12 protein-coding genes are annotated in these 24,847 nt (G+C 70.8%); 3 read left to right on the top strand and 9 right to left on the bottom strand.

All coding sequences use genetic code 11. The features are described from left to right. Positions 1-45 precede the first annotated feature (45 nt). The 4 genes from mxcH to FL311_RS17575 all read right to left on the bottom strand — a co-directional run bounded on the left by mxcH (position 46) and on the right by FL311_RS17575 (position 7,116). Positions 46-2,556, bottom strand: a complete 2,511-nt coding sequence (gene mxcH, locus FL311_RS17590; protein ID WP_141326276.1) for a TonB-dependent siderophore myxochelin receptor MxcH — start codon at positions 2,554-2,556, stop codon at positions 46-48. A gap of 229 nt (positions 2,557-2,785) precedes the next feature. After that, entirely contained in the window at positions 2,786-3,631 is an 846-nt protein-coding gene (locus tag FL311_RS17585; RefSeq protein ID WP_141326275.1) for a fatty acid desaturase, read from the bottom strand. Further along, positions 3,628-5,070, bottom strand: a complete 1,443-nt coding sequence (locus FL311_RS17580; RefSeq protein ID WP_141326274.1) for a cytochrome P450 — start codon at positions 5,068-5,070, stop codon at positions 3,628-3,630. Before FL311_RS17580 ends, FL311_RS17585 begins: the two co-directional genes overlap by 4 nt. A 15-nt stretch (positions 5,071-5,085) precedes the next feature. Continuing rightward, entirely contained in the window at positions 5,086-7,116 is a 2,031-nt protein-coding gene (locus FL311_RS17575) for a lipoxygenase family protein (protein ID WP_141326273.1), read from the bottom strand. A gap of 222 nt (positions 7,117-7,338) precedes the next feature. Between FL311_RS17575 and FL311_RS17570 the strand changes: the two genes are divergently transcribed. Continuing rightward, the gene (locus FL311_RS17570) at positions 7,339-9,381 is read left to right on the top strand and encodes a transthyretin-like family protein (protein WP_228556921.1); all 2,043 of its coding nucleotides are present in this window, start codon (positions 7,339-7,341) and stop codon (positions 9,379-9,381) included. A 33-nt stretch (positions 9,382-9,414) separates the two neighbouring features. Here the strand turns inward: FL311_RS17570 and FL311_RS17565 are convergent, their stop codons facing one another. Beyond that, the gene (locus FL311_RS17565; RefSeq protein ID WP_194869240.1) at positions 9,415-16,440 is read right to left on the bottom strand and encodes an RHS repeat-associated core domain-containing protein; all 7,026 of its coding nucleotides are present in this window, start codon (positions 16,438-16,440) and stop codon (positions 9,415-9,417) included. A 179-nt stretch (positions 16,441-16,619) separates the two neighbouring features. On the opposite strand from FL311_RS17565, the gene FL311_RS17560 reads away from it, so the two are divergent. Then, complete coding sequence (locus FL311_RS17560; RefSeq protein ID WP_141326270.1) at positions 16,620-16,994, top strand: hypothetical protein; 375 nt, start codon at positions 16,620-16,622, stop codon at positions 16,992-16,994. 1 nt (position 16,995) lies between these two features. On the opposite strand, the gene FL311_RS17555 is transcribed toward FL311_RS17560, so the two are convergent. Together FL311_RS17555 and FL311_RS17550 are read right to left on the bottom strand one after the other, a co-directional pair. Next, a complete protein-coding gene (locus tag FL311_RS17555; protein WP_141326269.1) occupies positions 16,996-18,966 on the bottom strand; it encodes a 2,3-oxidosqualene cyclase in 1,971 nt (656 codons plus the stop codon). Beyond that, entirely contained in the window at positions 18,963-20,009 is a 1,047-nt protein-coding gene (locus FL311_RS17550; protein ID WP_141326268.1) for a squalene/phytoene synthase family protein, read from the bottom strand. Before FL311_RS17550 ends, FL311_RS17555 begins: the two co-directional genes overlap by 4 nt. Before the next feature lie 46 nt (positions 20,010-20,055). Here FL311_RS17550 and FL311_RS17545 point away from each other — a divergent pair, with 46 nt between their 5' ends. Next, a complete protein-coding gene (locus tag FL311_RS17545) occupies positions 20,056-21,417 on the top strand; it encodes an NAD(P)/FAD-dependent oxidoreductase (RefSeq protein WP_194869239.1) in 1,362 nt (453 codons plus the stop codon). Here FL311_RS17545 and FL311_RS17540 read toward each other — a convergent pair. Both FL311_RS17540 and FL311_RS17535 read right to left on the bottom strand, forming a co-directional pair. Then, on the bottom strand, positions 21,414-22,613 hold the full coding sequence (locus FL311_RS17540) for a glycosyltransferase family 2 protein (RefSeq protein ID WP_141326266.1): 1,200 nt from the start codon (positions 22,611-22,613) through the stop codon (positions 21,414-21,416). The two genes, FL311_RS17545 and FL311_RS17540, sit on opposite strands and share 4 nt — an antisense overlap. After that, entirely contained in the window at positions 22,610-24,841 is a 2,232-nt protein-coding gene (locus tag FL311_RS17535; protein ID WP_141326282.1) for an MMPL family transporter, read from the bottom strand. Before FL311_RS17535 ends, FL311_RS17540 begins: the two co-directional genes overlap by 4 nt. Positions 24,842-24,847 lie beyond the last annotated feature (6 nt).

The raw sequence follows: 24,847 nt of genomic DNA, 5'->3' as shown, positions 1-24,847 counted from the left end.
TCCTCCTCGCGCCCGGGGGCATGCCGGGCGCGAGGGTGACTTCCATCAGTACTCGAGCGTGCCCTTGAGCCAGCCCGCGCGGCCGGGCCGCTCGACGCCGTAGTAGTCGAACACCTTCGCGTCGGTGAGGTTCTCCAGCTCCGCCGTCAGCCCCACGGTGAGCTTGCCCCGGCGCACGCGGTAGCCCACACCCGCTGACTGGACGAACTGCGCGTCCAGGTTGTCCTTCGTGGACTCCAGCCCCAGGCCCTCCCAGTTGCGGAAGAAGCCGTGCACGTAGCGCGTGCTCCAGAAGGGCGACAGCTCGTCCTCCGCGAGCGCCAGGCCGCGCAGCGACAGGCGGGCCGTGGCGTTGGCGAAGAGCCAGGGCCTGTTCGGCAGGCGCCGGCCATCGAAGTCGCCGAACGTGCCCTGGCTGGACGCGTTGCGCGGGTCCTGCGCGGTGGCGTTGGCGTCCACGCTGAACAGGCCGCCCGGTGACGTCCAGCCCGCGGACAGCTCGACGCCGAGGATGCGGGCGCCGTACACGTTCTGGTAGCTCCAGTCGCGGTCCCGCCCCGTGAGCAGGATGAGGTTGTCGGCGAAGCGTGCGAAGCCGTTGACCTCGCCCCGGAAGCTGCCCGCGCGGGTGCGCAGCGGCACGGTGGACAGGCTCAGGTTGAGGTTGTGGCTGTGCTCGGGCTCCAGGTCCAGGTTCTCCATCACGAGCACGCCGTTGCCGAAGACCTCGTCCGCGCGCGGCAGCCGGGTGGCGCGCTCGTAGCTCGCCTTGAGGTAGAGCGGGGTGCCCAGGCGCAGGCGCATCGACGCGCCGCCGCCCAGGTGGTGGAGGCCCTTGTCCTTGTCCAGCCAGCCGCCCACGGCCAGGGGCTGCCGGGCGCGTCCCTGGTAGAGGTAGTCCTTGCCGAAGACGATGACCTCCAGCGCGTCGTCGAGCAGGTCGACCTGGTACTCGAGCCCGGTGACGAAGGTGAGCTGGGTGCGCCGGGGCGCCAGGCTGTCCGGGTCGCTGGGGCTGGCCCGGCGGCGCTCCTCGCCCGTGCGCGTCGTGACGGTGGGCGCGAGCGCGAGCCGCAGCGTGTGCGTCGGCGCCACGTCCCAGCCCACGTTGACGCGGCCGTAGGCGGTCTGCTGCCAGACGGTCTGGTCGATGGCGCCGCCGCCGATTTCTCCGGGCAGCTCGCGCGGGAAGACGCGGTTGCCGAACCAGTCGTAGCTCCACTCGGCGATGTCGACCAGGCGGGTGGCCTGCCACGCGTAGCCGGCCAGCGCGTCCAGGCGCACCGTGGGCGAGAGCGTCTTCGCGTAGAGCAACTGCGCGCCCAGGGAGTCGGCGTCGTACGTGGCTTCACCGTACGGCGCGGCCATCACCAGATTGTGTTGCAACTGCTTGTCGTTGCGGGAGCCGAAGGCGCGCAGGACGACGCGGTCCGCCCAGGACAGCTCGGTGAAGCCCACCTCCACGCCGCCGCCGAGCGCTTCGTAGCCGTCGTGGAAGCGCTTGACGGTGACGGGGCGGAGGTTGCCCCGGTCATCCGCGGCCTCGACGTCGATGGCGTAGTTGTTCTTCGTCGTATCGGCGAAGAAGTGCGCGCGGGCGTAGAAGCCCGACGGCGCGGGCTTGTAGCCGCCGCCCAGCGTGAGGCGGAACGTCCCGAAGGCGCCGCCCTGGAGTGACACCGCGCCGTGCGCGCCGGGCTCCAGCGGCGTGGAGGTGAGGTTCACCGCGCCGCCCAGCGCGTCCGCGCCATAGCGGATGGGGACGACGCCCCGATAGAGCTGGATGGAGTCCACCAGGTTGACGGGGACGTTGGCGATGCCGAACGGATAGCCGGAGAGGTCCAGCGGCACGCCGTCGAGGAAGAAGCGGACCTGGTCGTCGGTGAGGCCGTTGAGCGTGAACGAGGCGGAGCTGCCCAGCCCGCCCGTGCGGCGCACCTCGACGCCCTCCTGCGCGGCCAGCACCTGGCCCATGTCCACCGAGCGGGCACGCGCGCGCTGAACGCTCACGACCTTCACCGCCTCGGCGGATTGCCGCTGGCGCTCCGCGTCCGAGCGTCCGGACACGGTGGTCTCCCGCTTCTTCTCCTCGGGCGCGGTGGCCGTGGCCTCGGCGGGCGCCTCCGTCGGTGTCTCCGGAGTGGCGACGGGCGGCGGCGTGTCGAGCTGGAAGGTGTGGACCAGCTCGATCTGACAGGCCACGGGCTCGCCGCGCACGCGCGCGGGCTCGAAGCGGAAGGAGAGGCTCGCGGTGCGCACGGCCTCGTCGAAAGCGGGGCCCGCCGAGCGGACGACCTCCGAGTCGGTGACGGCGCCGGTCTCATCCAGCGTCAGCCGCAGCACCACCTCGCCCTCGCGCCGCGCCGCCTGCTCCGCCTGGGGATAGGGCACCACCACGCTGTCGATGCGGCGGGGGACCTGGACCTCGTTGTTCGTGGGCGGTGCTTCCTGATTCGCCTCGGCGCCGGCGGGCGCCTGTTCCGGAGAGGCAGACGAGGCCGGAGGCGGCGAGGCCACCGAGAGCAACAGCGCGAGAGGGGTGACCGGCAAGAACATCCGCAATCCCGGACTAGTTGGTTCTGCGACGCAATCTCAACGAGCGCCGGAGCCGGTATCAGGGATATGGGGTGGGGCGGTCAAGGCGCGCGGCGGAGAAGGCAGAAGCCCCAGGCTCGGCAGCCGCAAGCCGTCGCGATGCTGGCGGTTGCGCGGGATGCCCGCCCCCCTGTGCAGGGAGCGGGCACGGCGGGGGGCCGCGGGTCCACACCCGAGGCCCGGCACCGCGTCACTGCGCGATGGCGCCCAGCTCCGACTCGGCCGGGTCGATCTTCGCCTCGGTGCCGCTCCACACGAACGGGATGCCCGGCTGACGGTAGAGCGTGGCCGGGATGTCCTTGGCCAGCTGCGCGTGGAGCTCGGGCAACTGGGACCAGTGCAACCCGTGCTTGGTGTGGTGCGCGGTGTGGTAGCCCAGGTTGCCGGTCATCAGGTTGTAGCCCTTGTGCAGGATGTTGTACGAGGCCTGCGAGTGCTCCGTGACGTCCAGCCCCGCGTGGTGGAAGTAGGTGGCCCAGACGGTGACGTAGAGCGACACCGCCATCGGCAGCAGGAACACGAAGAGGGCGTTGTACCAGTTGTGCCAGAACAGCACGCCCAGCAGCGCCACCTGCAGCGCGCCCATGCCCAGGAACACGCGCAGCGCCTTCGGGTGGGACAGGCCCACGCGGTACGCGCGCGGATACGCCATGAGCCAGTTGAGGACGGAGAACTCCGTCTCACCCATGGTGGTGCCGTCGGCGCGCTTCCACCCGGCCTCGTCCTTGGTCTGGTCCAGGTAGTTGCGGTGGTGGCCCACCACGTGGTGCAGGAACCACGCGTGGGACGTCACGCCCGTCTGGAAACCGAACATGATCTCCAAGAGCCGGTTGGGGAGCGCGTGACGGAACATCGTCACGTGCTGATGGTGGTGGTTCCACGCGCTGATCCACCCCTTGGGGATGACTCCAAGGCCGAGCCAGAGGATGGGCAACCACCAGCTCGTCGCCGTGAAGAAGACCGTCAGGTCCAGGGCGAACATCAGGGTGAACAGAAGGACAGGGATGCGGTCTCGGGGATGTCGGAACAAGGTCATGCGGATTCCACTGCCGGGGGGAGGGGGGCTTCCGGGGAAGCAGGGTGAAGGGTGGACCGCTCTCGCGGGATGATTCTGCCCGTGACGCCCTGGGGACGCACCACGCCGAAGAAGAAACCCTCCTCGAAGGGCTCCGTCGAGTCGACGAGGATGCGCGCCCGGGTGCTCAAGGTGGCCAGCGCCGTGCGCAGGTACACCATGGCGAAGTCCCCGGCCACGCAGGCCCGGGGGCCCCGGCCGAAGGGGAAGAAGTGCCCGCTGCCGAGCGGGTCTCTCGCCGCGCCCCCGTGGAGCCAGCGCTCCGGGTCGAACGTCTCCGGGCTCGTCCAGTGGCTCGGGTCGCGGTGCAGGTGCTGGTTGGACACCATGAGCGTGGTGCCCGGCGGCAGCGTGACGCCCGCCAGCCGCGAGGGCGTCAGCGGCGAGCGGCGCATGAAGACGCGCACCGCGGGCAGGATGCGCAGGGCCTCGTACGCCACGGCCTCGCCCCACGGGGCCTCGGCCACCAGCCGCGACAGGCTCAAGGGGCCTTGGGCCAGCGCGTCGGACTCCAGCGCCAGCCGTTCCAGGGTGGCGGGGTACTTGTTGAGTTGATGGAAGGCACCCACGAGCGTCGTGCTCGAGGAGAACACACCCCCGAAGAAGAACCCGCCGAGCAGGTGGGCGTGCACCTGGTCGTCGAGTCGGGGCATCTCCCGCAGGGTCCACGACATCAAATCCACGGCGGTGGAGGAGCGCGCCTGCCTGGCCTCGTGGATCTTCCGGGCGAACACGCCGTAGAAGCGCTCCTTGGCGGCCTCGAAGCCCTTGGGCGCCGAGACGAACCGCAGCGGCAGCTTCGCCTGGATGCGCGCGTCCGCGCCCGCCGCCAGCAGCATGAAGTCGTCGTAGTACGCTGCCGGCAGCTTCTCACCCACCGTCGCCACGCAGAACGCGTCGAACGTCATCTTGCGCAGCGTGGGCGTCAGGTCGACGGACGGGTGCGCGAAGCAGGCCTCCACCGACTCGAGCAGCGCCCGGCGCAGCGGCTCCACCTGGGCCGCCTGCCACGCGGGTGTCCAGGGCTGCGCCAGCGGGTCCATGGCGTGCTTGCGCGACCAGTCGTCACCCTGCTCGGCGATGAAGGGCGTGTCGTCCGTGGTGGAGTGGCGGATCTGCTCGCCGATGTTGCCCTTCTCGAACTCCAGCCGCCGCGTCTCCATCACCTCGTGGATGACGTCCGCGTCGTTGAGGATGAGCGCGGGGGACGGCCCCAGCCACGCCACGGTGACGGGGCCGTACTCGCGCGCATAGCGGGCGCAGACCTCCCAGGGCTGGGTGCCCAGGAAGTCACCCAGGTTGCCCAGCAGGCCCGGCGTCGGCCCGGGCAGGCTCGCCAGGGGCGCGCGGCGGCCGCCGAAGAACAGGTTGAAGAGACCTCGGGAGAGCAGGTTGGGCACGCGCGTCTCCAGGGCTCAGACGGTGATGCCGCAGGGAATCCGGTCGGGACTCAGCACGGTGTAGGGCACCTGGGCGCCCGCGTTGCGCGCCGCCACCACGTCGCGCTGGGTGCGCAGGCGCTGCTCGAACCGCTCGCGCAGGGCCTTCACCTCGGGCTCCTGGAAGTACTCCTCCCGCCAGCCTCCCTCGTGGAGCAGGTACTCCTCGTCGTCGCCGAAGCTCGACAGCGCCCGGCCGATGGCGACCTGCCAGAGCGTCTGGGACTTGGAGGGAATCATCTCGGGGAGGTCCTCGGCGCGCAGCGTCCCCTTCTGTCGGGGCGGCTCCCTGCGCATGCACAGGGGCGCGTTGGGTACGAAGGCGTAGTGTTCGTATTGCAGGTAGTTCACCGCCGCGTGCTGCACGCTGACGGTGAAGACGACGGTGGTGAGGATGTCGACCAGGTCGTCGACGCGCGACAGCTCCCGGCACGGCAGCTTGTCCACCGGCAGCCCGTGCTCGGTGAGGTCCTTCCACCAATGCTGCATCTCGGTGTCGCCCTCGAGGTCGGCGTCGGTCGGGTAGAAGTACCGGAGGACCCCACCGACGTATTCCTCCAGAGCATCCCACAAGGGCAGCGCGTCGTCGCGGTAGGGGTAGTACGGGAGCACCGCCGGGTCCAGCACACCCCGGCGCTCGAGGTCCTGACGGGGCCGGTTGTCCGTGAGCTTCCAGCGCTGGTAGCCCTTCTTGCCCAGCTGCAGGTGTCCCTTGTCGGGGCCGCCGGTGGCGATGAAGTCGTCGAACACCCCGCCCGCGGCGAGCAGCCCCTTTCGTGCGCCCTCGTTGATGGCGAGCGTGTAGCGGAAGTGCCGGCGCAGGAGCTTGTAGACCGGATGCGGGTCCGGGAGGTTGCGCATCGTCGCCATCACGAAGGGCTCCGCCACGAAGTGCGTGCGCAAGGCGTGCGCCACCATCTGGTGCGTGTTGCCCTCGCTGCAGCGCAGGTAGATCTTCGCCGCGAGCCAGTCGTACGTGTCGTCGTTCGGCGTGAAGACGGGGTCCTTCCCGCCGTCGCGCCCCAGCTGGATGGCCAGGGGCCTGAGCTGCCGCAGGTCATCCAGGTACAACAGGCACCGCGCCGCGGGCGCCCACCGGCGCTCCTCCACGCCGTCCTCGTCGACCTTCCGGTACATCGGGATGTCCTCGAGGATGTCGAAGTCGAGCAGGAAGATGCGCTTGGAATCCAGCGCCCGGGCCAGCGTGGTGTCGGGGGACAGGATGCCCTTCACGTCCTCGTCCGTCAGCGGCATGCCCGGGGGCAGCTGGGGGATGAGGGTGATGTGGAGCGGGTTGATGCCCTGCACGGCCTGACGCGCGAACTCCAGGTCGTCCTGCCAGCGCGGGGCGAGCCGGGGCACCTCCAGGCCCTTGAAGAGGTCGAAGATGTCCACCAGCCCGTTCCAGGCCTTGGACAGCAGGGGCAGGTGCAGCTTGATGGCCGCCAGCGTCCTGGCGATGACCACCTCGTAGCTGCCCTCCGTCAGCCCCCGGTACAGCTCGTCCTTGGGCAGGGGCCGTGACTCGCTGAGGTCCAGCGCGCCCGGAAGCCCCTCGGTCGCCTCCGCCGGACGCCACGGGTACATGCGCCTGCGCGCCTCCAGCAGCTCCCGCCTCGCCGCGGTCTCCCGCTCGCAGCCCGCATGCCGCGCGAGCTTCGCGGTGCCCTCCAGCACGTCCACCGTGGCGCCACCCCGCACCCAACGGAAGAAGGGGAAGCTCCACTGCCGCTCCCCGGCCTTCACCCACGCGTGGTCCAAGAGCCAGTCCGCCGCGATGCCTCCGGTGTTGCCGAAGCGCAGCAGCACGAGCTCCCCCACGTCGTCCGGGGCCTGCACGGAATAGACATCCTCCGCGCCCGCCTCGAAGTCGTTGTGGAAGGGCTTGTCCAGCACGTGCGGGCCACTCTCACCTCGCGTGCCCACCAGGACGACGGAGATGTTCGCATCGGTTCCCGCGCCGAGCTTCGTGCTCGTCCGAATCCTGAGCTTGTACTCGACAGTCATGAACTCCCCTATGGAACGGGTAGGACCGTAGGACGCGTAAAGCAGGAGCTCAAGCAGTGCTACCCTCCCCGGAGAACGAAACCGGCGTCGCGCAGCGCACGGATGGGCCTGGGCGTGTGGGCGTGCGAGCGACTCCGGAGAGGTCGGGCTGATGACAGACACGCGGCCTCGTGGGCCCGTGACATGGGGATGGGGATGATGTTCGCGGTGCTGCGCCGATGGATGGGTTCTCTCGGATTCAAGGGACGCGAGAGCCCACGCAACGAAGTGCTCGATGCCCAGGAGCTGTCCCGGTGGTACGCGGGGCTGGCGCTCGAGGAGCGTCTGGCCATCAGCCGGGAGCTGGGGCCGCGCGTGCGCGCGAGCCGTCCCGCGCGGGATGAGGCCGCGCTCCCGGCGGTGGCGGTGGGGCGTCTGGTGTTCGAGCAGGAGGGGCCCGGCGGTCCCAAGGCCCTGCACCACATCAAGGTGGAGCTGTGGGATCGGGACTTCGGCTCGCCGGATGACTTCCTGGGCGAGGGCTTCACGGACCCGGACGGGTATTTCCGTGTGCGCTATGACCCGGCCGACGCGGGCGAAGGGGACCTGCCGGACCTGGAGGTGCGTTTCTTCGAGCCCCAGCACAGCTTCCGTCCGGATGGACAGGTGGTGGAGACGTGGCGGCGCATCGGCTCTGAGAAGGGGCCGGATGACCACGGCGGGCTCCACCACGACTTCGGCACGCTGAAGCTGCCGTACTGGGAATACGACACCTCCACGCCGCTGGCGCGCTTGCTCGTCACGGAGGAGGGCACGCCGCCCACGGCGTACGCGCCGGGCCGCGCGCTGGCGATGCTCAAGGCGGTGGCGCCCATCGAGCTCGTCAAGCGACGCCACCTGCTCCAGGGCAAGCTGGGACAGGCGCCGGGGCTGGACAGGATCCAGGCGGACTATCCGGAGGCGATGACGGTGCGGATGGAGCGCGAGTCACCGGGGTCCACGCGCACGGATGCGTTCTTCGGTGAGCGATTGCTCAACGGCATGTTCTCCACGCTCATGGATGGAGACCCGGAGGCGCCGGGGGACAAGGCGGCCTTCCGGCTGTACTTCCCATGGAACGCCTACGAGCAGGATGGCGAGCACTGCCTCCCGGACGTGGACGTGCGTCTGCGATTGGAGGAGGGGCGGCTTCTGCCCACGCGCATCATCCTGGGCATGCGTGAGCCGGGCGTGAAGCAGGCGGGCGCGCCCGTGACGCGGCGGAGCTACACGCCCGCGGATGGTCCGGGCTGGGAGGCCGCCAAGCGGATGGCGCGGGTGAGCGCGACGCTGGAGACGGAGCTGGGCAACCACCTGGGCCAGTGCCACTTCAACGTGGAGCAGTACGCCATCGCCGCGCATCGCAACCTGCGGCGCAGCCCGCTGCGCTGGCTCCTGATGCCGCACCTGCGCGAGGTGGTGCTCATCAACCACTCCGCCAACGGCTTCCTCGTGGGGCCCCGGGGTTACATCACCCGCGCCAGCGCGCTCACCGAGCGGAGCGTGGAGACGCGGCTCCTGCACCTGATGGGCAGCTACGACTGGAGGGGCTTCGCGCCCGCGCCGCCCATCTGCGAGTCGCACCGCTACGCCCGCGCGGCGAACCTGTTCTGGCGCTTGCTGGGCGAGCACGTGAGCGCCTTCTTCGCGGAGCACGCCCAGGCGCTCGCGGCCGAGTGGCTCGAGGTGCGGCGCTTCTCCGACGACCTGGTGGCGCACTCGGCCCCCGCCTTCGTGTGCCGCTACCTGCGCGCGACGGTGCCGGGCAAGAGCGCGCCATGGTTCGTGCGCTCCGAGCGCATGGACCTGGACGCGAAGGCCGCCGAGCCCGTGGCGAAGGCCGTCAGCCCGGTGACGCTCACGGACACGCCCCAGCCCGGGGAGCTGGAGGCGCTCCAGCAGCTGTGCCGCTACGTCATCTTCTTCGCGACCTTCCGCCACGCGTGGGCCAACAACCTCCAGTGGGACGACGCGGGCGAGGTGCTCTACGCGTGCCTGGGGCTGCGCTGGGGCAGGGACGGCGCGCTGTCGACGGAGGCGGACCACGACGTGGCGCCGCCTCCGGAGGAGGCCACGGAGATGCTGTGGATTTCGTGGATGCTGTCCAAGACGAGCTACGGCTACCTGCTGTCGAACGAGGAGGCGGACGTGCATCCGCGCTTCGTGGAGCTGTTGCGCGCGCACGCCGCCGACTTCGCCGCGCTGGGCCTGGACATCCGCACCGTCAGCTCCCGCATCAACATCTGAGCGGGCGCCGACGGGGCGGGTGGCCAGTCCGGCTCACTCCTCGGGGGTGAGCCACTCCAGGGTCTCATCGGACGCGAACTGGACGTAGCCGTAGATGGACATGCTGGCGCCGAACCTCCCGAGCATCACTCCGAATCGGGAGAGGCGACCCATGGCATCGGCGACCCCGTCGGCGAGGGTCCCAGCCCCGCCGGCGAGGTTCGACGCCGTGCTGAGGGGACTGGAATCCTCGGTGATGATCTGCGTCCCGACGCCGACCCCCACGCTGCTGAGCCCGAAGCCGAGCGCCAGGAGCCCCCCTCCGGAGCCCACGCTGGCGAGGCCCAGGCCCAGGCCCAGCCAGCGCGTTCCGTGCGCGAATTTGCGATTGAACCGTCGGCGCTCCCGGGCCCGCTCCTTCTGCCGGATGGCGCGCTCCTCCCTCGCTTTCTCCTCCCTGGCGCTGAGCTGATGGGCCGCGCCCTGGAGCTCGAGCACGCGCTCGTCGAACCGCTCGACGTCGAGCGTGAGCCCCCGCATGGATTGCTCCAGCCGCGCCTGCGCGATGGATTGGTCATACACGCTCCGGGTCAGGTCATATGCCCGCCGGGCCAGCGCCAGCGCCGCGGAGGCCTTCCGCTGGCGCTTGGACGACGACGTGTCGCGCTGGACCTGCACCGGCCCCGCCGCCGCCTCGCCGGAGGGGACGGGGACCGAATCGACGTTCGGGCTCGACCCGGCGTACTCGTGCTCGGGGTTGCCCGGCGTGAGCGAGGAAGCGCCGTTGCCTCCACCCCCGCCGCCCGAGCCGGGCCCGCCGTCACCGCCGTGCTCGGGGATGAGCGGGTCGCTGCTCCCGCTGCCCGCGCCGCACCCCCAGGGGATGGAGAAAGGGACGGCAATCCCAGCGCCTCCGGAGACGCCCGGTCCGCTCCAGTCGCCGCCGCCCTTCTCGCACAGGCCCGTGGGGTCGGTCACGCTCACCGGGTTGTTCCAGGCGTAGCTGTAGCGGTTGAGGTCCGCGAGCATGAAGGGCGCCTGGACGATGGGGTCGGGGCTGATGAAGCGCCCCACCGACGCGTCGTACATCCGCCCGCGCATGAACGTGAAGCCGCCGTCGTCGCGGCCCTCATGGCCCGTGAAGCCCCGGGTGACCAGGGAGGCGGTGCTGAACAGCGTGGACTGCGTCCAGTCGAGCGGGTCCCTGGGCTGGCCCCAGGCGGTGTAGCCGCGCCGCTCCACCACCGCGCCCGTGTGGTCCGTCACGACCGCCGTCGACCCCAGCTCGTCCGGCAGCAGGAAGTGTTGGGTCGAGGTGACGATGCCGCCCTGGCCGTTGTAGGTGCGCGTCAGCTCCGCGATGGTCTCTGCGCCGACCTTGACCAGGTGCGTGTGCCGCGCCGGCGTCAGCGGCGTGTTCACGTTCCGCTCGCGCCGGTACCACCCACCGAGGGTCAGCGTCTCCAGCCCGCTCTGGGCGTCGAAGCGGCGCACCCGCTCGCCCTCCGCGTCGTAGCCGAACTTCAGCTCGTAGGTGGGCAGGCTGAAGATGGACGTGACGCGGCCGTGGGGGTCATACGTCAGGGCCGTGTTGATGCCATTGACCGAACGGGCAATCAGCGCGCCGTTGTCGTTGTACCAGAACGCGGTGGTCCCGGCGGTCTGCAGGCGCTCGTCCTGATAGGTGTAGGTGCCGACGTCCGGGCGGTCCAGCAGGTTGCCGAAGGCGTCATAGACGAAGGTCGCGTCCTGGGTGACGGCGCCCTTCTTGGCCTGGGTGCCGAGCAGCTGGTGCTTCGCGTCGTAGCGGAACGACTCGCTCTGGTTGTTGAGGACGTCCAGCCGCTTGCGCAGGTCCATGGCCTTCGTCCACTCCAGCCGCAGGTCCTGCACCGTGGTGGCCGCGCCCTGGGGCTGGAGGACGGAGCGGATCGACTCGAGCCGCCCCGTGTTCGCATCGAACGTGCGCGTGGTGACGATGCCGTTGCCGAAGAGCGCCTCATGGACGCCACCGTAGGGGTCCGCCCGGAGCTGCTCCCACAGCGGGAAGCCCACGCTGGCGTTGTCGAAGCCCGTGAGGCGCAGCAGGTTGCCGAAGTCGTCGTACTGCATTCCCACGGTGAGGCCCGTCGGGTATCTCAGGCTCTGGGGCCTGCCGAACGCGTCGTAGAACGTCTGCATCCGGAAGACCTCGCCGTTGAGGGTCCAATCCGTGGCGCTCGGCCTGCCGAACACGTCGTACACGTGGGTCTTCGCGTGTCCGTCGCGGGAGACGGACTGGTGCAGGAAGCCCGGGCGGCTCACGTCGTAGGCCCACGTCGTGCTCCCGCCCCCCGAGTCCACGATGGCGATGGGGCGACCCAGCGCGTCGTACTCGTACTGCAGCGTCTGGCCCTGCGCGTCGACCGAGCTGCGCAGCTGTCCGAGCGGGTCGTAGTCGAAGGTCTGCAACCCCGTCTGCTTCTCGTTCATCCCCAGCCGTCGGTTGTAGAGGTCCAGCACGAACTGTGTCGGGGCGCGCAGGGCTGTCGGTGTGCAGGGCTCCAGCCGGTTCAGGCCCTCGAAGTGGCCGTAGCGGTAGCACATCTGCGTCGCCGTGCCCGGGGCGTCCGCCTTGTGGCCATCCGCCGAGCGCACGACGTTGCCGCGCGTGTCGGACAAGAGCCACGTCTGGTTGCCGTCAGGGTCGACCTGCGTCGTCTTCAGGCCCTCGTGAATCCAGCGCGTCGTGATGACGCCCTCGATGTCGCCGGGCGTGGAGCGCTCGATGAGGCGGTTGCGGACGTCGTAGCGCAGGTGGGTCCACAGGGTGGACTCGCCCGTCTTCACCGGCTGGGAGACGCGCACCAGGCGGCCGCGGTCGTCGTACTGGGCATAATGGAAGACCTCGTATCCGCCCTTGAAGCCCTTGCTGACGGACTGGACCGGGCGGCCCAGCGTGTCGAAGGTGGTCTCCGAGATGCCCAGGCCGGGGGCCTCGACGATGACCCTGGGGGGCATGAAGGGCAGGGGCTCATAGGTGATGGACGTGCCCGGCGTCATCGCCGTGTTCTGGCTCCAGACCTGGCTGAACGTCGGACGCCCGAAGCCGTCGAAGTCGCTGATGGACTTCACGCCATCGGGTGAGGTGGAGGAGAGGACCAGCCCCATGCCCGGCTCCCAGCGGCGCGTGGAGGTGTGCCCCAGCCCGTTCGTGAAGGAGATGGGGAAGACGCCGTCCGGGCCATATTGGAGGGTGAGGTTGCGGTCATTGCCCTCGGCGTCCGACACCTGGAGGGCCGTCTCGTTGCCGAAGCTGTCGTACCCATGGCGCGTGGTGTAGCGGTACTCCGCCAGGGTGGGCTCCACCGTGACGACGTCGGGCTCGCCCGTGGCGGTGTACGTGGTCTGGACCGTGCGGGTCCTGGCCTCCGGCAGGGCGCCGGGGAGCCGATGGGTGACCTTCTCCTCGAGCACGAGGCCCAGCTGCCAGACGCCCAGCCGGTGGTCGTACTTCAAGTCGGTCTCGTAGCGCGCCCCGGAGCTCACGTCCTCCGAGTAGAAGCGCGTCGGGAAGCCCAGCTCGTCATGGTCGTGGGTGTAGTTCGGGTCCAGGACGTCGGGGACCGCGGAGTACCCCCTCCGGGTGTGCTTCAGCGGGAGGATGCCTTGCTGGGCATCCGCGTGGGCCATGTCCGCGAACTGCGCGGGCGTCAGCGCCGTCCACTCCAGCCCCCCATACGTCCAGAGCCAGGAGTCGAACTGCTCGAAGGCCCGCACCTCCGTGGAGCGCGTCAGGGAGGAGAAGAAGTAGGACGCGCACAGGCTCGCGTCGTACCGGTAGCCACAGGGGCCGTACCAATTGGGAGGGACCTGCCAGTCCGGGTCCCCATGGAAGTCCGCCCGGGGGACGAACGTGTAGCGGTTCTCGGTGAGGACCGCGAGCGCGCCATCCTGGGTGTCGATCTGTTTGCGCAAGGAGAGGGATTGGAGCAGCTTGCCGGCATGGGGGGCGACGCGGCCGTTGTGGTTGATGTTCGCGCTGCGCGTCGAATACGTCTCGAGGCGCAGGTCCGTGAAGTCCTTGGGCGGCGCGTCCGGGCCCGTGGCGCCGTCGTCCTTGACGTTGCGATGCTCGAAGCCCAGGAACTGGCGCCCCTGGAGCAGCTGCTGCGCGTTCTTGTAGAAGTAGTCGGTCTTGCGCGAGCCGACCGTCGGAGAGATGCCCGTGGGTGAGAGCAGGCTCGAGACCAGGGGGCGGGTGTCGAAGACCCGTCGGCTGTCCACGGCATCCTCCAGCCCGGGGAACGCGACGAAGGCCTCGCGGTAGATGTGCGGGTCGGACATGGGCTTGTAGAGCGCCATCCAGCTCGCGCCGTTGCCGTTGGTGAGGCGCTGCATCAGGTCGGGGACGTCGCCCTGGCGGACGTGGAAGTCGAGCAGCCAGGGGTCGTTGAGCGGGTCGCCGTCGTTGTCGGGGTTGCGGGTGCGCACCAGCACGTCGAGCAGGCCGTCGGCGTTGTAGTCACCGAGCGACAGGCCGCGCTCGTCCATCGACCAGGGCAAGGGCGGCAGCGTCGTCATGCTCCACTCGAGCGTGCCTCCGCCCTGACGCGGATACTCGATGATCATGGGCTGGGCGTTGCTGTCCGTCGGGACGCCGTTGCGAATCAAGAGCTCGTCGCTGCCGTCGCGGTCCCAGTCGACGAGGTGCGCGGACAGGAACTGGCCATGGAACGACGTGGCGCCCAGGGTCTGCAGCCAGTCATGGCTGCGCACGAAGAAGCCACCGATGTTGAGCCACACCTCGACGCGCCCCGCCCACGCCGCGCCCACGTCGGGGAGCAGCGCGCCGCCCTCCGGCTTCACGAAGGGGCTCAGCCCGTTGGACTCGAGCGTGGCCTCGGACTCGAAGCGGACCACGTCCGGGAACCCGTCGCCGTTGACGTCACCGACCTTGTCCGCGCCGAAGCCGTTGCCCCGGCACAGCGCGCCGTACTGGTCCAGGCAGGCGCGGTTGGCGCCGTTGCCCGCGTGCAGGCGCTGGTAGTAGTCGAACGGCAGGCCCGTGTTCCGGGTGTAGAAGTCCGCTTCCGTGGTGTGCCCTCCCAGGTACGTGTGGAAGATGAGGGCCTGGTAGGTCCTGCCTCGCAGCTGCGCCGGGCTGAACCAGGAGCCGTTCTCCCACAGGGGAGGCCAGTGGCCCGGGGGGGAGGCCAGGTGGCCGCCGCTGCCGTCATAGCCGCGGATGGTCAGCAGGTTGTCCGTGCCGTCGCCGTCGAAGTCCATGACGTGGATCTTGTCCAGGGCGGAGCAGGGGTGGGCCGTCAGCGTCACCGGCGTGAAGGTGTAGGGATTGAGGTAGCTCCTGTTCTCCAGATAGACCCAGTGGCCCTGGTACAGCGTCGAGCCCTCCAGCCCCGGGGGCAGCGTCCCGGAGCCGTTCTGCGCGTCGAAGTAGCGGCCGCGGTCGTCGTCCTCGACGCACACCATCAGGTCCGACAGCCCGTCGCCGTTGAAGTCACCCGGGGCGACCAGCAAGGCGGTGCGTGGAGAGGGGATGTACGTGTCCGCGACGGTGAAGCCCTGGGGCAGTCCCGGGGTCTGCCTCAGGACCTGGAACCCCTGGGCGAAGCCCCACATCATCGGGAGGTCCGCGTACTCCCCCTGGGGCACCAGGACGTCCGTGCGGTCGTCGCCGTCCAGCTCGAAGGTCGCGCTGGAGAGCGCGTCCCCGGGCAGCAGGTAGGTGTGGCAGTTCTTCTCGCGGTCGCAGACCTTGACCGGGGTCTGCGGAATCGGCTGGGGCGCCCTCACGGGGATGCCGGTGTCGATGATGCTCGACTCCTGGGGCGACGGACGGATGGCCCAGAAGCTCCAGTTCTGGGCCTGGTTCTCGCCCTCCCACCAGGGGGCGACCAGCATGTCCGTGGTCCCGTCCTGGTTGCCGTCGAGCTCGAGCAGCTGGAAGACGGCCTCGTGGTCCTCCTCGGGGATGCCGTGCACGGGGAAGAGCTTCTGGTCGAAGGCGAAGTCGCCCGCCTTGTCGTCCAGGAGGATGTTCCCGGAGTAGCCGCCGGCCTGCCAGGTGAACTCGGTGGCGCGCTTGCACACCGCGGCGCCGCTCTCCTGGACGCACTCCTGGAGGCTCTGGAGCAGGGAGCGCTTCGTCGTCGACGTGTTGTTGGCGTAGGTGAAGACATACTGTCTCACCAGGCGCTGGCCCGCGGTCGCGACGGCGGAGGGGGCGAACGTCGAGATGCCCTTGAGCCGGAAGGAGTGCCGGTAGCGGGTCATCGAGAAGAAGCCGTTGAAGACCTCGTGCTCCGGCAGGCGCTCGTACTGGAAGGTGACGCGGCGGGTGTTGTTGACGTACCGGATCTCAGTCAACCGGTGGTCCAGGCGCGAGTGCGTGCCCAGCGGGTCGGTGAAGTTGTCGGTGAAGGCATAGTGGTACGTCATCACGTTGCCGTGCGGGTCCCGGACCCGGGTCAGCTTCCATTCGTACGGCAGCTTGATGGGCGCCCCCGAGGGGTCCATGTCGAAGCTGTAGACGCGGCTCGGGTCGTCCGTGCCGTAGAAGTGGCTGGAGCCGTCCGGCAGCTGCAGCTCGAAGCCGGGCAGCCCGTCGGATGAGGCCTTCGCGAGGACGCGGCTGCCGTCGTCGTTGTACTTGCGGTAGACGCGGCCCACCTTCAGGCTGTTCTTCAGGCCGATGAGCCGCATGCCATCCAGGCAGAGCCAGTCCGCCGGGAACTGGGGTGGGCTCTCGTTCGCCTCGTTCCGGAAGGTGATGGGGTGGAGCGTGGCGTCGTCGCTCATGATGCGGCCACAGCGCTTGATGCTCGAGGTGGCGGCGAGCGAGAACCCCACGCCGAGCTCACCGTTCTCGGTGTGGCTGCTGTAGTTGACGCTCAGGGAGGGGGACAGGGCCCCGATACCAGGAGGGACCTGGAGGGGAATGGAGGTCACGGCCTGGCCCGTCGCCGTCACGGCCAGGGCTCCGCCGGTGTTGCCCGTGGGGGCTGTCTGACTCAGGTGCCCATCCGGGCCGTTGGCGCTGGCCGCGCCGACGGCCAGGAGCACGGGTAAGAGGAACAAGGGGTGTCTCATCGAGAAGTCTCCATGCCCCCGGGGGGTGGGGGTGTGGAGATGACGCGCAAGGGGGGCGAACTCCCTCACCCGCCCGCGTCGCTCCGCTGTCGTCCGGCTGGTGTAGGGTCCCTGGACGGAAGAGGCCGACAGCCCTGCCTCGATGAACTCAGTGAGGAAGAGACGCCATGTCTGGAGACGCGCCGAAGAAGGAAGCCACCGAGACCCTCGTGGACCGGCTCAAGCGGGTGGAGTCCGTCCTTCCTCCCGAAGGGCAGGCGTACCATGTCCTCGAGGCGCAGAACGACGCGGGGGAGCGCGCCGGGTTGTGGATGACCGGGCCCAAGGGCGGCATCCCCGTGTTCCAGACCCGCGAGTCGGCGACCGACGCGCTCCGGTTCGTCCCCTCGCCGCGGGCGCTCGGGTACGCCGAGTCGGCCGTGCGCTGGGCGGTGCACTCCCTGTCGTCCGAGGAGTTCCGCAACCTGTTCCTCAACCCGGGCCTGACGCTCTTCGTCGTCCACTCGATGAACGACGCCGGCATCGAGGCCCAGCCGCTGTGAGCTAGGGCGACAGGCTCCCCGACTCCAGGGGCGGCAGCGTGAGCACCTGGATGGGCGGGAAGGCGCGGCGCTGCGCGCGCTCCGCGAGCGACAGGGCCCACAGCGGGAAGGTGCGCAGATAGGTGTCGTAGTGGATGCCGCCGGTGCGGTTGAAGACGCCCGCCAGCGGCTCCCGGGGCCAGCGGCCATCGGCGCCCTGGCGCGCGCGCAGCCACGCCACGCCCCGGCGCGTGGCCCTCGAATCGGCCTCGCCGCAGGCGAAGAGCGCCAGCAGGGCCCACGACGTCGTCACCGCGTGTCCGGTGGGGCCGTCCACCCAGCGCCGCTCCCGGCAGCCCTGGAGGGTCTCACTCCAGGAGCCGTCCTCGCGCTGGTGCTCCTCCAGGAAGCGCACCGCCCGGCGCAGCGCCGGGTCCTCCGGGGCGGCCCCTCCACACGCGAGTCCCGTCACTCCGAACCACGTGCCATAGCTGAAGCACACGCCCCACGCGCCCTCCCAGCTCCCGTCCTCGCGCTGCGTGCGCCGCAGGAACTCCAGCCCCCGGGTGATGGCCTCCTCCACGGGGGCCTCGGGCTGGACCTTCCTCCAGGCGACGAGAGCCTGGACACAGGCGGAGGTGCACTCGACGTGACTGAGGTCCACCATCGTGTTGGCGAACACGTCCGAGGCGTTGATGCGCTCGAGCCATCGCGGCGCCCGTGTCGGCTCATAGGTGGCCCAGCCACCGTCGCGGTTCTGCAAGGAGCGGATGAACTCCACGGCCTGGGCCAGTCGCTCGCGCGGCACGCGGTTGAGCCCCAGTGGCTCCAGCAAGAGACACGCCTTGACGGCCTCCGCGGTGCAGTCGCTGATGGGCCAGCCGTGCTCGCGCGTGCTGAAGGGCCAGGCGCCACGGCTCGGGTGGCGGTAGAAGCGCTCGGGCCGGGGTGAGTCCTCCAGCAGTTGCTGCGACTCCACGAAGTGGCTCGCGCGCGCGAGCGTGTCCAGCGCGCGGTCCGCGCCCGAGGCCACCAGCGCCTGGATGGCGAACGCGGTGTCCCAGAGCTGGGAGGAGTTGTAGCCGTTGAACGTGACGCCCTCCGGTGTGCACTGGAGATAGTCCGGCAGGCGCTCGAGGTGGGCGTGGACCTCCGGGCCGCCGGGTCGGGCCAGGTGCCAGACCACGGCGTCGAGCACCTTGTTGATGGGGCCGATGCAGATGAAGTGCGTGGCCAGGTCCTCGCCGCGAATCTGCTCCAGCGACTCCTCCAACGCGCGGGCCCGCAGGCGCTTGGAGTGCAGCCGCTCGTAGAGCCCCAGCACGCGGCTCGCGGCGCGCAGCCAGACACTGCGTGGCGTGTACGCGTCGGCGTCGGCCACCCGCTGGCGCGCCGCCTTCCAGTCCACGCGCTCATAGGGCTCGGCGTACAGCTCACGCTTGAGCTCGGCCAGCAGGGGCGTCTGACGCACGCGCGCCTTGCGCCCGTAGAGCCAGCCCATGGGCAGGTACACCATGCGGCAGTGGCACCACATCCTGGAGGGATGGAACGGCAGCGCCTTGGGCAGCAGCCACAGCTCCGGTGGGGTGGGGGTGAGCCCCTCGTATTCGTAGAGGCCCAGCAGCGCGAGGATGGCCTTGCCCCAGGAGCCGCTGCCCAGCGGTCCGCCGCGAGGCAGGAGCCAGGCCCGCGCGCGCACGAGGTCCGGGTCGTCGGCTTCGACGCCGAGCAGTCGCTGCGCCACGTAGGTGAGCACCGTCGTGAAGACCAGGCTCGGTGACTCCGGCGAGAGCCCCCAGCCACCGTCCTCGTTCTGGTGGGCTCGGAAGTAGCAGAGCAGCCCGTCTCGCAGCGGCGCGTCGGGCGCCCGCTCCATCGCGTAAAGGCCGATGATGTACAGCGGGCTCAGGAACAGCGGGCCGCTGTAGTCACCCTTCCAGGAGCCATCCGCCTCCTGGGTCCGCATCAGCACCTCGCGCGCCTGTCGCGTCATCTCACCGCCTCCACCTCCGAGGGCACGCGCGAGCACTCCGCGAAGAGCGCCCGCAGCGCCGAGTCCGAGGCCACCCGCTCCTGCGTGAGCAGCATGAGCCGCAGCACCACCTCACGGCTGAGCTTCAAGGGCGTGGTGTCGAACACCGCGGGGTTGCCGTCCACGAGGTTGAGCGTCGTCACCGCGAAGAACAGGGGATAGAGGCAGAACAGCCGGAGGCCCGGCTCGCTCTGCGGGAGCGCCAGCGTGTACTCGAGCGCCTCGTCCAACGCCCTGCGCGCTATCACCACCAGCTCCGAGTGCAGCGCCATCGCCTGGGCGCGCAGCTCGGGGCGGGCCAGCGTCGCGGGCTCCAGGCCGTGCAGCGCCATCCGGTCCAGCGGCAGCCAGCAGCGCCCCTGGTCCAGGTCCTCGCGCACGTCCTTCAGGATGTTGGTGAGCTGCAGCGCCTCGCCGAACATGATGGCCCTGGAGCGCAGCTGCGCCCGCGTGCGCTCGTCGAGGGTGGGGGCGTGCGCGATGAAGAGCTCCGTCAGCATCTCGCCCACCACGCCCGCCACGTAGTAGCAGTAGGCGAGCGTCGTCTGGAGGTCGGGCAACCCCAGCCCCGACTCGCCGCCGCCGTGCCTGCGCTGAACCTGGCTCATCCCGTGGGTCATGATGCGCACGCAGCGGCGCAGGGGGGCCTGGGCCCAGGGAGGGAGCGAGGCCAGGGTCTTCAGCACGCAGACGGTCCCCGCGATGAGCTCCACCTCCGCTTCGGGCGCGTCGGGCAGGAACTCGTCTCCCGCCAGGCGGGCGAAGGCCTGGGCGCGAGCCTCCCAGCCCGGCTCCAGTCGCACCAGGTCCGCCAGCGCGGCGAACAGCTCCTCCTGCCGGGGCCGTTGGATTTCATCCTCCACCGTGTCCGCGATGCGGGTGAGCAGGTAGGCCACCGTGACGACGAGGTCCAGGGGAGGAGGTAGCAAGGGGATGTTCAGCGCGAACGTCCGGGAGACCCGGGGCAGCACCGCTCGGCAGAACGACTCTTCATGGGCGACCATGGTTGCTCCTCTGCATCGGGCCGGGGCCATGCGCAGTTGTTGCGTCATGGGAGGCCCTTGGGACTTCGATGTGGTGGTGGTGGGCGGCGGCCCCGCGGGGTGCGCGGCGGCCGCGGCGCTCGCCGAACTGGGGCGGTCCGTCCTGCTGGTGGACTCGGGCGTGGACCGGCACCGACAACTGTCGGGAGAGCTCCTGCACCCCACCGCCGTGAGCGCGCTGCGCGAGCTGGGCTTCGGTGACGTCGTCGAAGGCTGGAGGTCGCGCCCCGTGCGAGGCTTCGCCGTCTTCTTCGCCGCGCCCGCCCGCGCCGTCGTCCTGCCCTATGCGCGAGGCGCCACGGGCATGTCGCTCGAGCATGCCGAGCTCACCGAGCCGCTGCTGCGGGCCGTGGCCCGGAGGCCGGGCGTCACCGTCCAGGCCCGCTCCCGCGTGACGTCGGTGGAGCACAACGACGCGCGCGGTGTCCGGCTGCGCTTCCTCCACGAAGGCGTCGAGCACGTGGTGGGCGCCCGGATGCTGGTGGCCGCGGACGGGCGCGCGTCGCCCGTGCGGCGGATGCTGGGCATCTCCGAGCGCTTCACGCGCATCTCCACCATGCTGGGGCTCACCGTGGACAGCGCGTGTCTGCCGCGTCCCGACCATGGACATCAGTTCGTCGGAGGTCCGCTGTACGCGCTGGCCTATGCCATCCAGCCGGATGTGGCGCGGGTGATGGTGGACCTTCCCCTGGGCAGCACCGCCCAGACGCTGCGGGAGCGCCCGGAATGGCTGGCCACGCTGCCGTCCGCGCTGGGCGCCGAGGTCCGACGGGCGCTGGACGCGAGCGCGACACCCCGCATGGCCTCCAACGATGACCGGTTGTCGCGGACGGTGTGGAAGGGGAGCGCCGTGCTCGTGGGCGACGCCGCGTCCTGCTGCCACCCGCTCACCGGGAGCGGCATGGCCTCGTGCTTCCATGACGCGCGAGCGCTCCAGCGGGCGCTGCGCCACCACCCCGAGGACATCCCCCGGGCCCTGGAGCGCTATGCCTGCGAGCGGCGGCCCGCGCAGCGCACCCGCGTCCAGCTCGCCGCGTCGCTCTACGACGCCTGCGCGGGGCAGGACGCGGGCATGCGGGCCCTGCGGCGAGGGCTCCTGCGCTACTGGGAGCACAGCCCGCGAGGCGCCCGCGTCTCCATGTCCCTGCTCTCGTCCGAGGAGTCGCGCATGCGGGTGCTCGCGCGCGAATACCTCTGCGTCGTCGGCCACGCGCTGGTGACGTTGCGGCCGGGGCGGCGGCGGGACGTCCGTGCCCGCGCGGCCGTGCCGCTGCTTCGCTCCGCCGGGCCACCGCTGCGGGGCGCCGTGGCGAGTACGTTGGAGCAGGTGGGAAGTTGGTGGCATCGCCGCGTCCGCCGTTCCGCCTAGGGGCTCGTCCGCGCGGGCAGCGCGCCACCCAGGGCCGCCCGCGCATCCAACCGGTAGCTCCGGCCCCGCCAGTCCACGTCGCGTGACACGCGCGCGGACAGCGCCACGCCCGCGCCCAGCAGCGGCAGCACCGCCGGCACCCAGTAGTGTCGGGGGGAGACGCGCGGCCCATGGCAGGCCCGCTGCAGCCGCAGCTGGCTCCACACGGAGAAGCCGATGGGCAGCGCCGCCACGGCCGCGTGTCCCCAGGCCCGACGGCCGACGGCCGCCGCCAGGCCTCCCCACGAAAGCCAACCCATCACCCCGCGCACCCAGTTGGGGCGCGCGAAGCTCCAGGGGAGCCCCGCCTCCGAGAAGAGCACCCAGCGCCGGAAGATGCGCAGGAAGGCCTTCAGCTCCAGGTTCCCCGTGACGATGCGCAGGGGCGCGTGGATGACGCGGTTCTTCCACCCCGCCTCGTGGAGCCTGCGCCCCAGGTACATGTCATCCACGAACTGGCCGGCGGCCGAGCCCACGCCGCCGATGTCCTGGAGCGCCTCCCGACGGAACACCATCAGCTGGCCCATGATGAAGGGCAGGGCGCCGTCGGGCTCCGCCGCGCGCGCCACGGACGCGCCGTACCAGGCATTCACCAGCAGCCCGTAGCCCACGTCCCCCGCGAGGGGCGCCCTGGCCGCCGCGTACACGGGCGCGAACGTGGCGCCCGTCCGCGCGTCCTCCAGCAGCGCGCCCACCAGCGCCGTGAGCACGCCCGGCTCGGGCCGGGTGTCGGAGTCGCTGAAGGCCAGGATCGTGCCCCGGGCGCGTGACACGCCCAGCTGCATGGCGTTGAGCTTCCCCGTCATCCCCGGCGGCGGCTCTCCCGCCACGAGCAGCTCCACCCGCTTCGCGCGCGTCGGATGACGACCCAGCTCGTCCTGGGTGATGGCGAAGGCGGGGTCCTCGGCGCTGTCGAAGACGAGGAGCACCTCCCACTCGCCGGGGTAGTCCAGGTCGAGCAGCGCGCGGACGTTCGCGCGTGCCTCCACATCCAGTCCCCGGATGGGACGGATGAGCGTCACCGACGGTGGCTCGAAGGGGGCGGTGGGGGGGGCGCGGCGCCGTCGCACGTCCGCCATCAGTCCCCGGTGTCCGTGGGCCAGCACGCCCAGCGCCGCCGCTCCCGCCGCCACCCACGCGATGTCCCGTGCGCTCATCGCCTCTCCCCCCGTCCCCTCGCTCCGGGCGCCCACCAGTTCCAGTCCCCCATCAGCCGCATCATCGCGGGGACGATGAGCACCCGGACCAGCGTGGCATCCAGCGCCACGGCGATGGCCATGCCCAACCCCATCGCCTTCACCACCACCACCGAGGCCAGCGCGAACGCCGCGAAGACGGCCACCATGATGGCCGCCGCGCTGGTGATGAGCCCACCGGTGCGCTCCAGGCCCTCGGCCACCGCGTGGGTGTTGTCACCCGTGCGCAGCCACTCCTCGCGGATGCGGCTGAGCAGCAGCACCTCGTAGTCCATGGACAGCCCGAACAAGGCGCAGAACAACAGGATGGGCAGCGACGGCTCGATGGGCCCGGGCTCGAAGCGCAGGAGCCGGTGCAGGTGCCCCTCCTGGAATATCCACACCAGCGCGCCGAACGAGCCCGCCAGCGACAGCAGGTTCATCAGCAGCGCCTTGAGCGGCAGCACCACGGAGCGCAGCAGCACGAAGAGCACGATGCACGTCATCCCCATCACGAAGCCCACCGCGGCCGGCGTGTTCTCCTTGAGGAACTCCGTCGCGTCCACGTCCGTGGCCGTCTGCCCGCCCACGAGGAGCGTCCCGTCCCCCACCGTGCGCTCCTGGCGCAGCGCCCGGACCAGCTCCCGCGCCTGGTGGCTGCTGGGCGGCGCGGACGTGAGCACCTGCAGCACGGCGACGTTGCCCGCGCGGTACGCGTCGCGCGCGGCGCGCACCTCGGCGGGCAGCAGCTCCGGGGGCGCGGCGGCCATCTGCTGATAGGTGGCCTTGTCCAGGTCGGGCGACAGATCCACCGCGCTCTCCACGCCCACCACGCCGGGCAGCGCGGCCATGCGCCGGCTCGCGTCGAAGAGGGCGGCGCTTCGCTCGGGCGTGAGCGCATCCCCGGAAGGGAACTCCACCGCCACCAGCACGCGCGTGGCGGCCTCGCGTGGGAACAGCCGCGCCAGCGTCTGCGCGCCCTGGCGGGCCTCGGTGCCGGGAGGCAGCGCGGTGATGTCCGTCGCGGCCAGCTCCAGACGACGGAACGGCAACCCCATGGCGAGCAGCAGCGCGAGCGTGGGCAGCAGCACCAGCCACGGATGCTTCATCACCCAGGTGGCCAGCGCGTGCCACACGCCGACGCGCCCCGTGCCGCGCCCGAAGGGCAGCCGCCCCTTGTCCACCCGGGGCCCCAGCCAGGACAAGAGCGCGGGCAGCACGGTGAGCGCGAAGAGCACCGCGAAGGCCACGACGAGCGCGCCGCCCAGGCCCATGGCGCTCAGGTACGAGCCGTGGAAGAAGAGCAGCCCCGCCAGGCCCACCGTGACGGCCAGGCCCGAGAACGCCACCGCGCGCCCGGCCGTGTCGAGCGTGCGCACCAGCGCGGCCTGCGTCGACAGCCCCTCGGCGAGCTCACCCCGGAAGCGGCTCACGATGAAGAGCGAGTAGTCGATGGCCACGCCCAGCCCGATGAGCGACACCACGTTGAGCGTGTACTGCGCCATGTTCGTGACGCGCGAGAGCAGCAGCACCCCCGCCACGCCACAGAGCACCGCGAGCCCGCCCACCACCAGCGGCAGCATCGCGGCCACCACCGTGCGGAACACCCACAGGAGCACCAGCAGCGCCAGCGGGAACGAGATGAGCTCCGCGCGCAGCAGGTCGTGCTCCAGCAGTTGGTTGAGCGCGGCGAGGAAGGCCACCTTGCCCGTCAGCGTCGTCTCCAGCCGCGGGTCATCCAGGGCCGCGCGCACGGTGGGGAACGCGGCCACGGCCTCGCGCTCCCCGCCCTTCAGGCGCACCAGTGCCAGCACGTCGTGCCCCGTGGCCGACACGAAGCGCGCGCCCAGCGCCCCGGGCGCGCCCACCGGGGACACCACCGACTCCACCTCCGGCAGCCGCCGCACGCGCTCGAGCACGTCCGCCATCGCCTGGGTGAAGCGCGGCTCGTTCGCCGTCCAGGTGTCGTGGTGGAAGATGACCGCCAGCGTCTGGTCCGTGGAGCCCGCGGTGGCGGGCCGGGCCAGGGCCTCGGCGCGCGCGGCCTCGATGCCGTCGATGGTGCCGGTGGTGAGGTGACCGCCTCGGCTCAGCACCCCGATGGCCACGAGCAGGAACACGCCCGCGCCCACCAGCACCACCCTCCGGTGCCGATGCACGCCCAGGGCGAGCCGGGCGAACAGGGAGGGGGACGTCGTCTCCGCGCTCATGGGGGC

The sequence above is a fragment of the Myxococcus sp. AB025B genome (assembly GCF_006518215.1).
In the GTDB taxonomy this organism is placed as follows: domain Bacteria; phylum Myxococcota; class Myxococcia; order Myxococcales; family Myxococcaceae; genus Myxococcus; species Myxococcus fulvus.
Note: the sequence above shows the minus strand (reverse complement) of the source record. Positions and strands in the feature narration are given on the sequence as shown.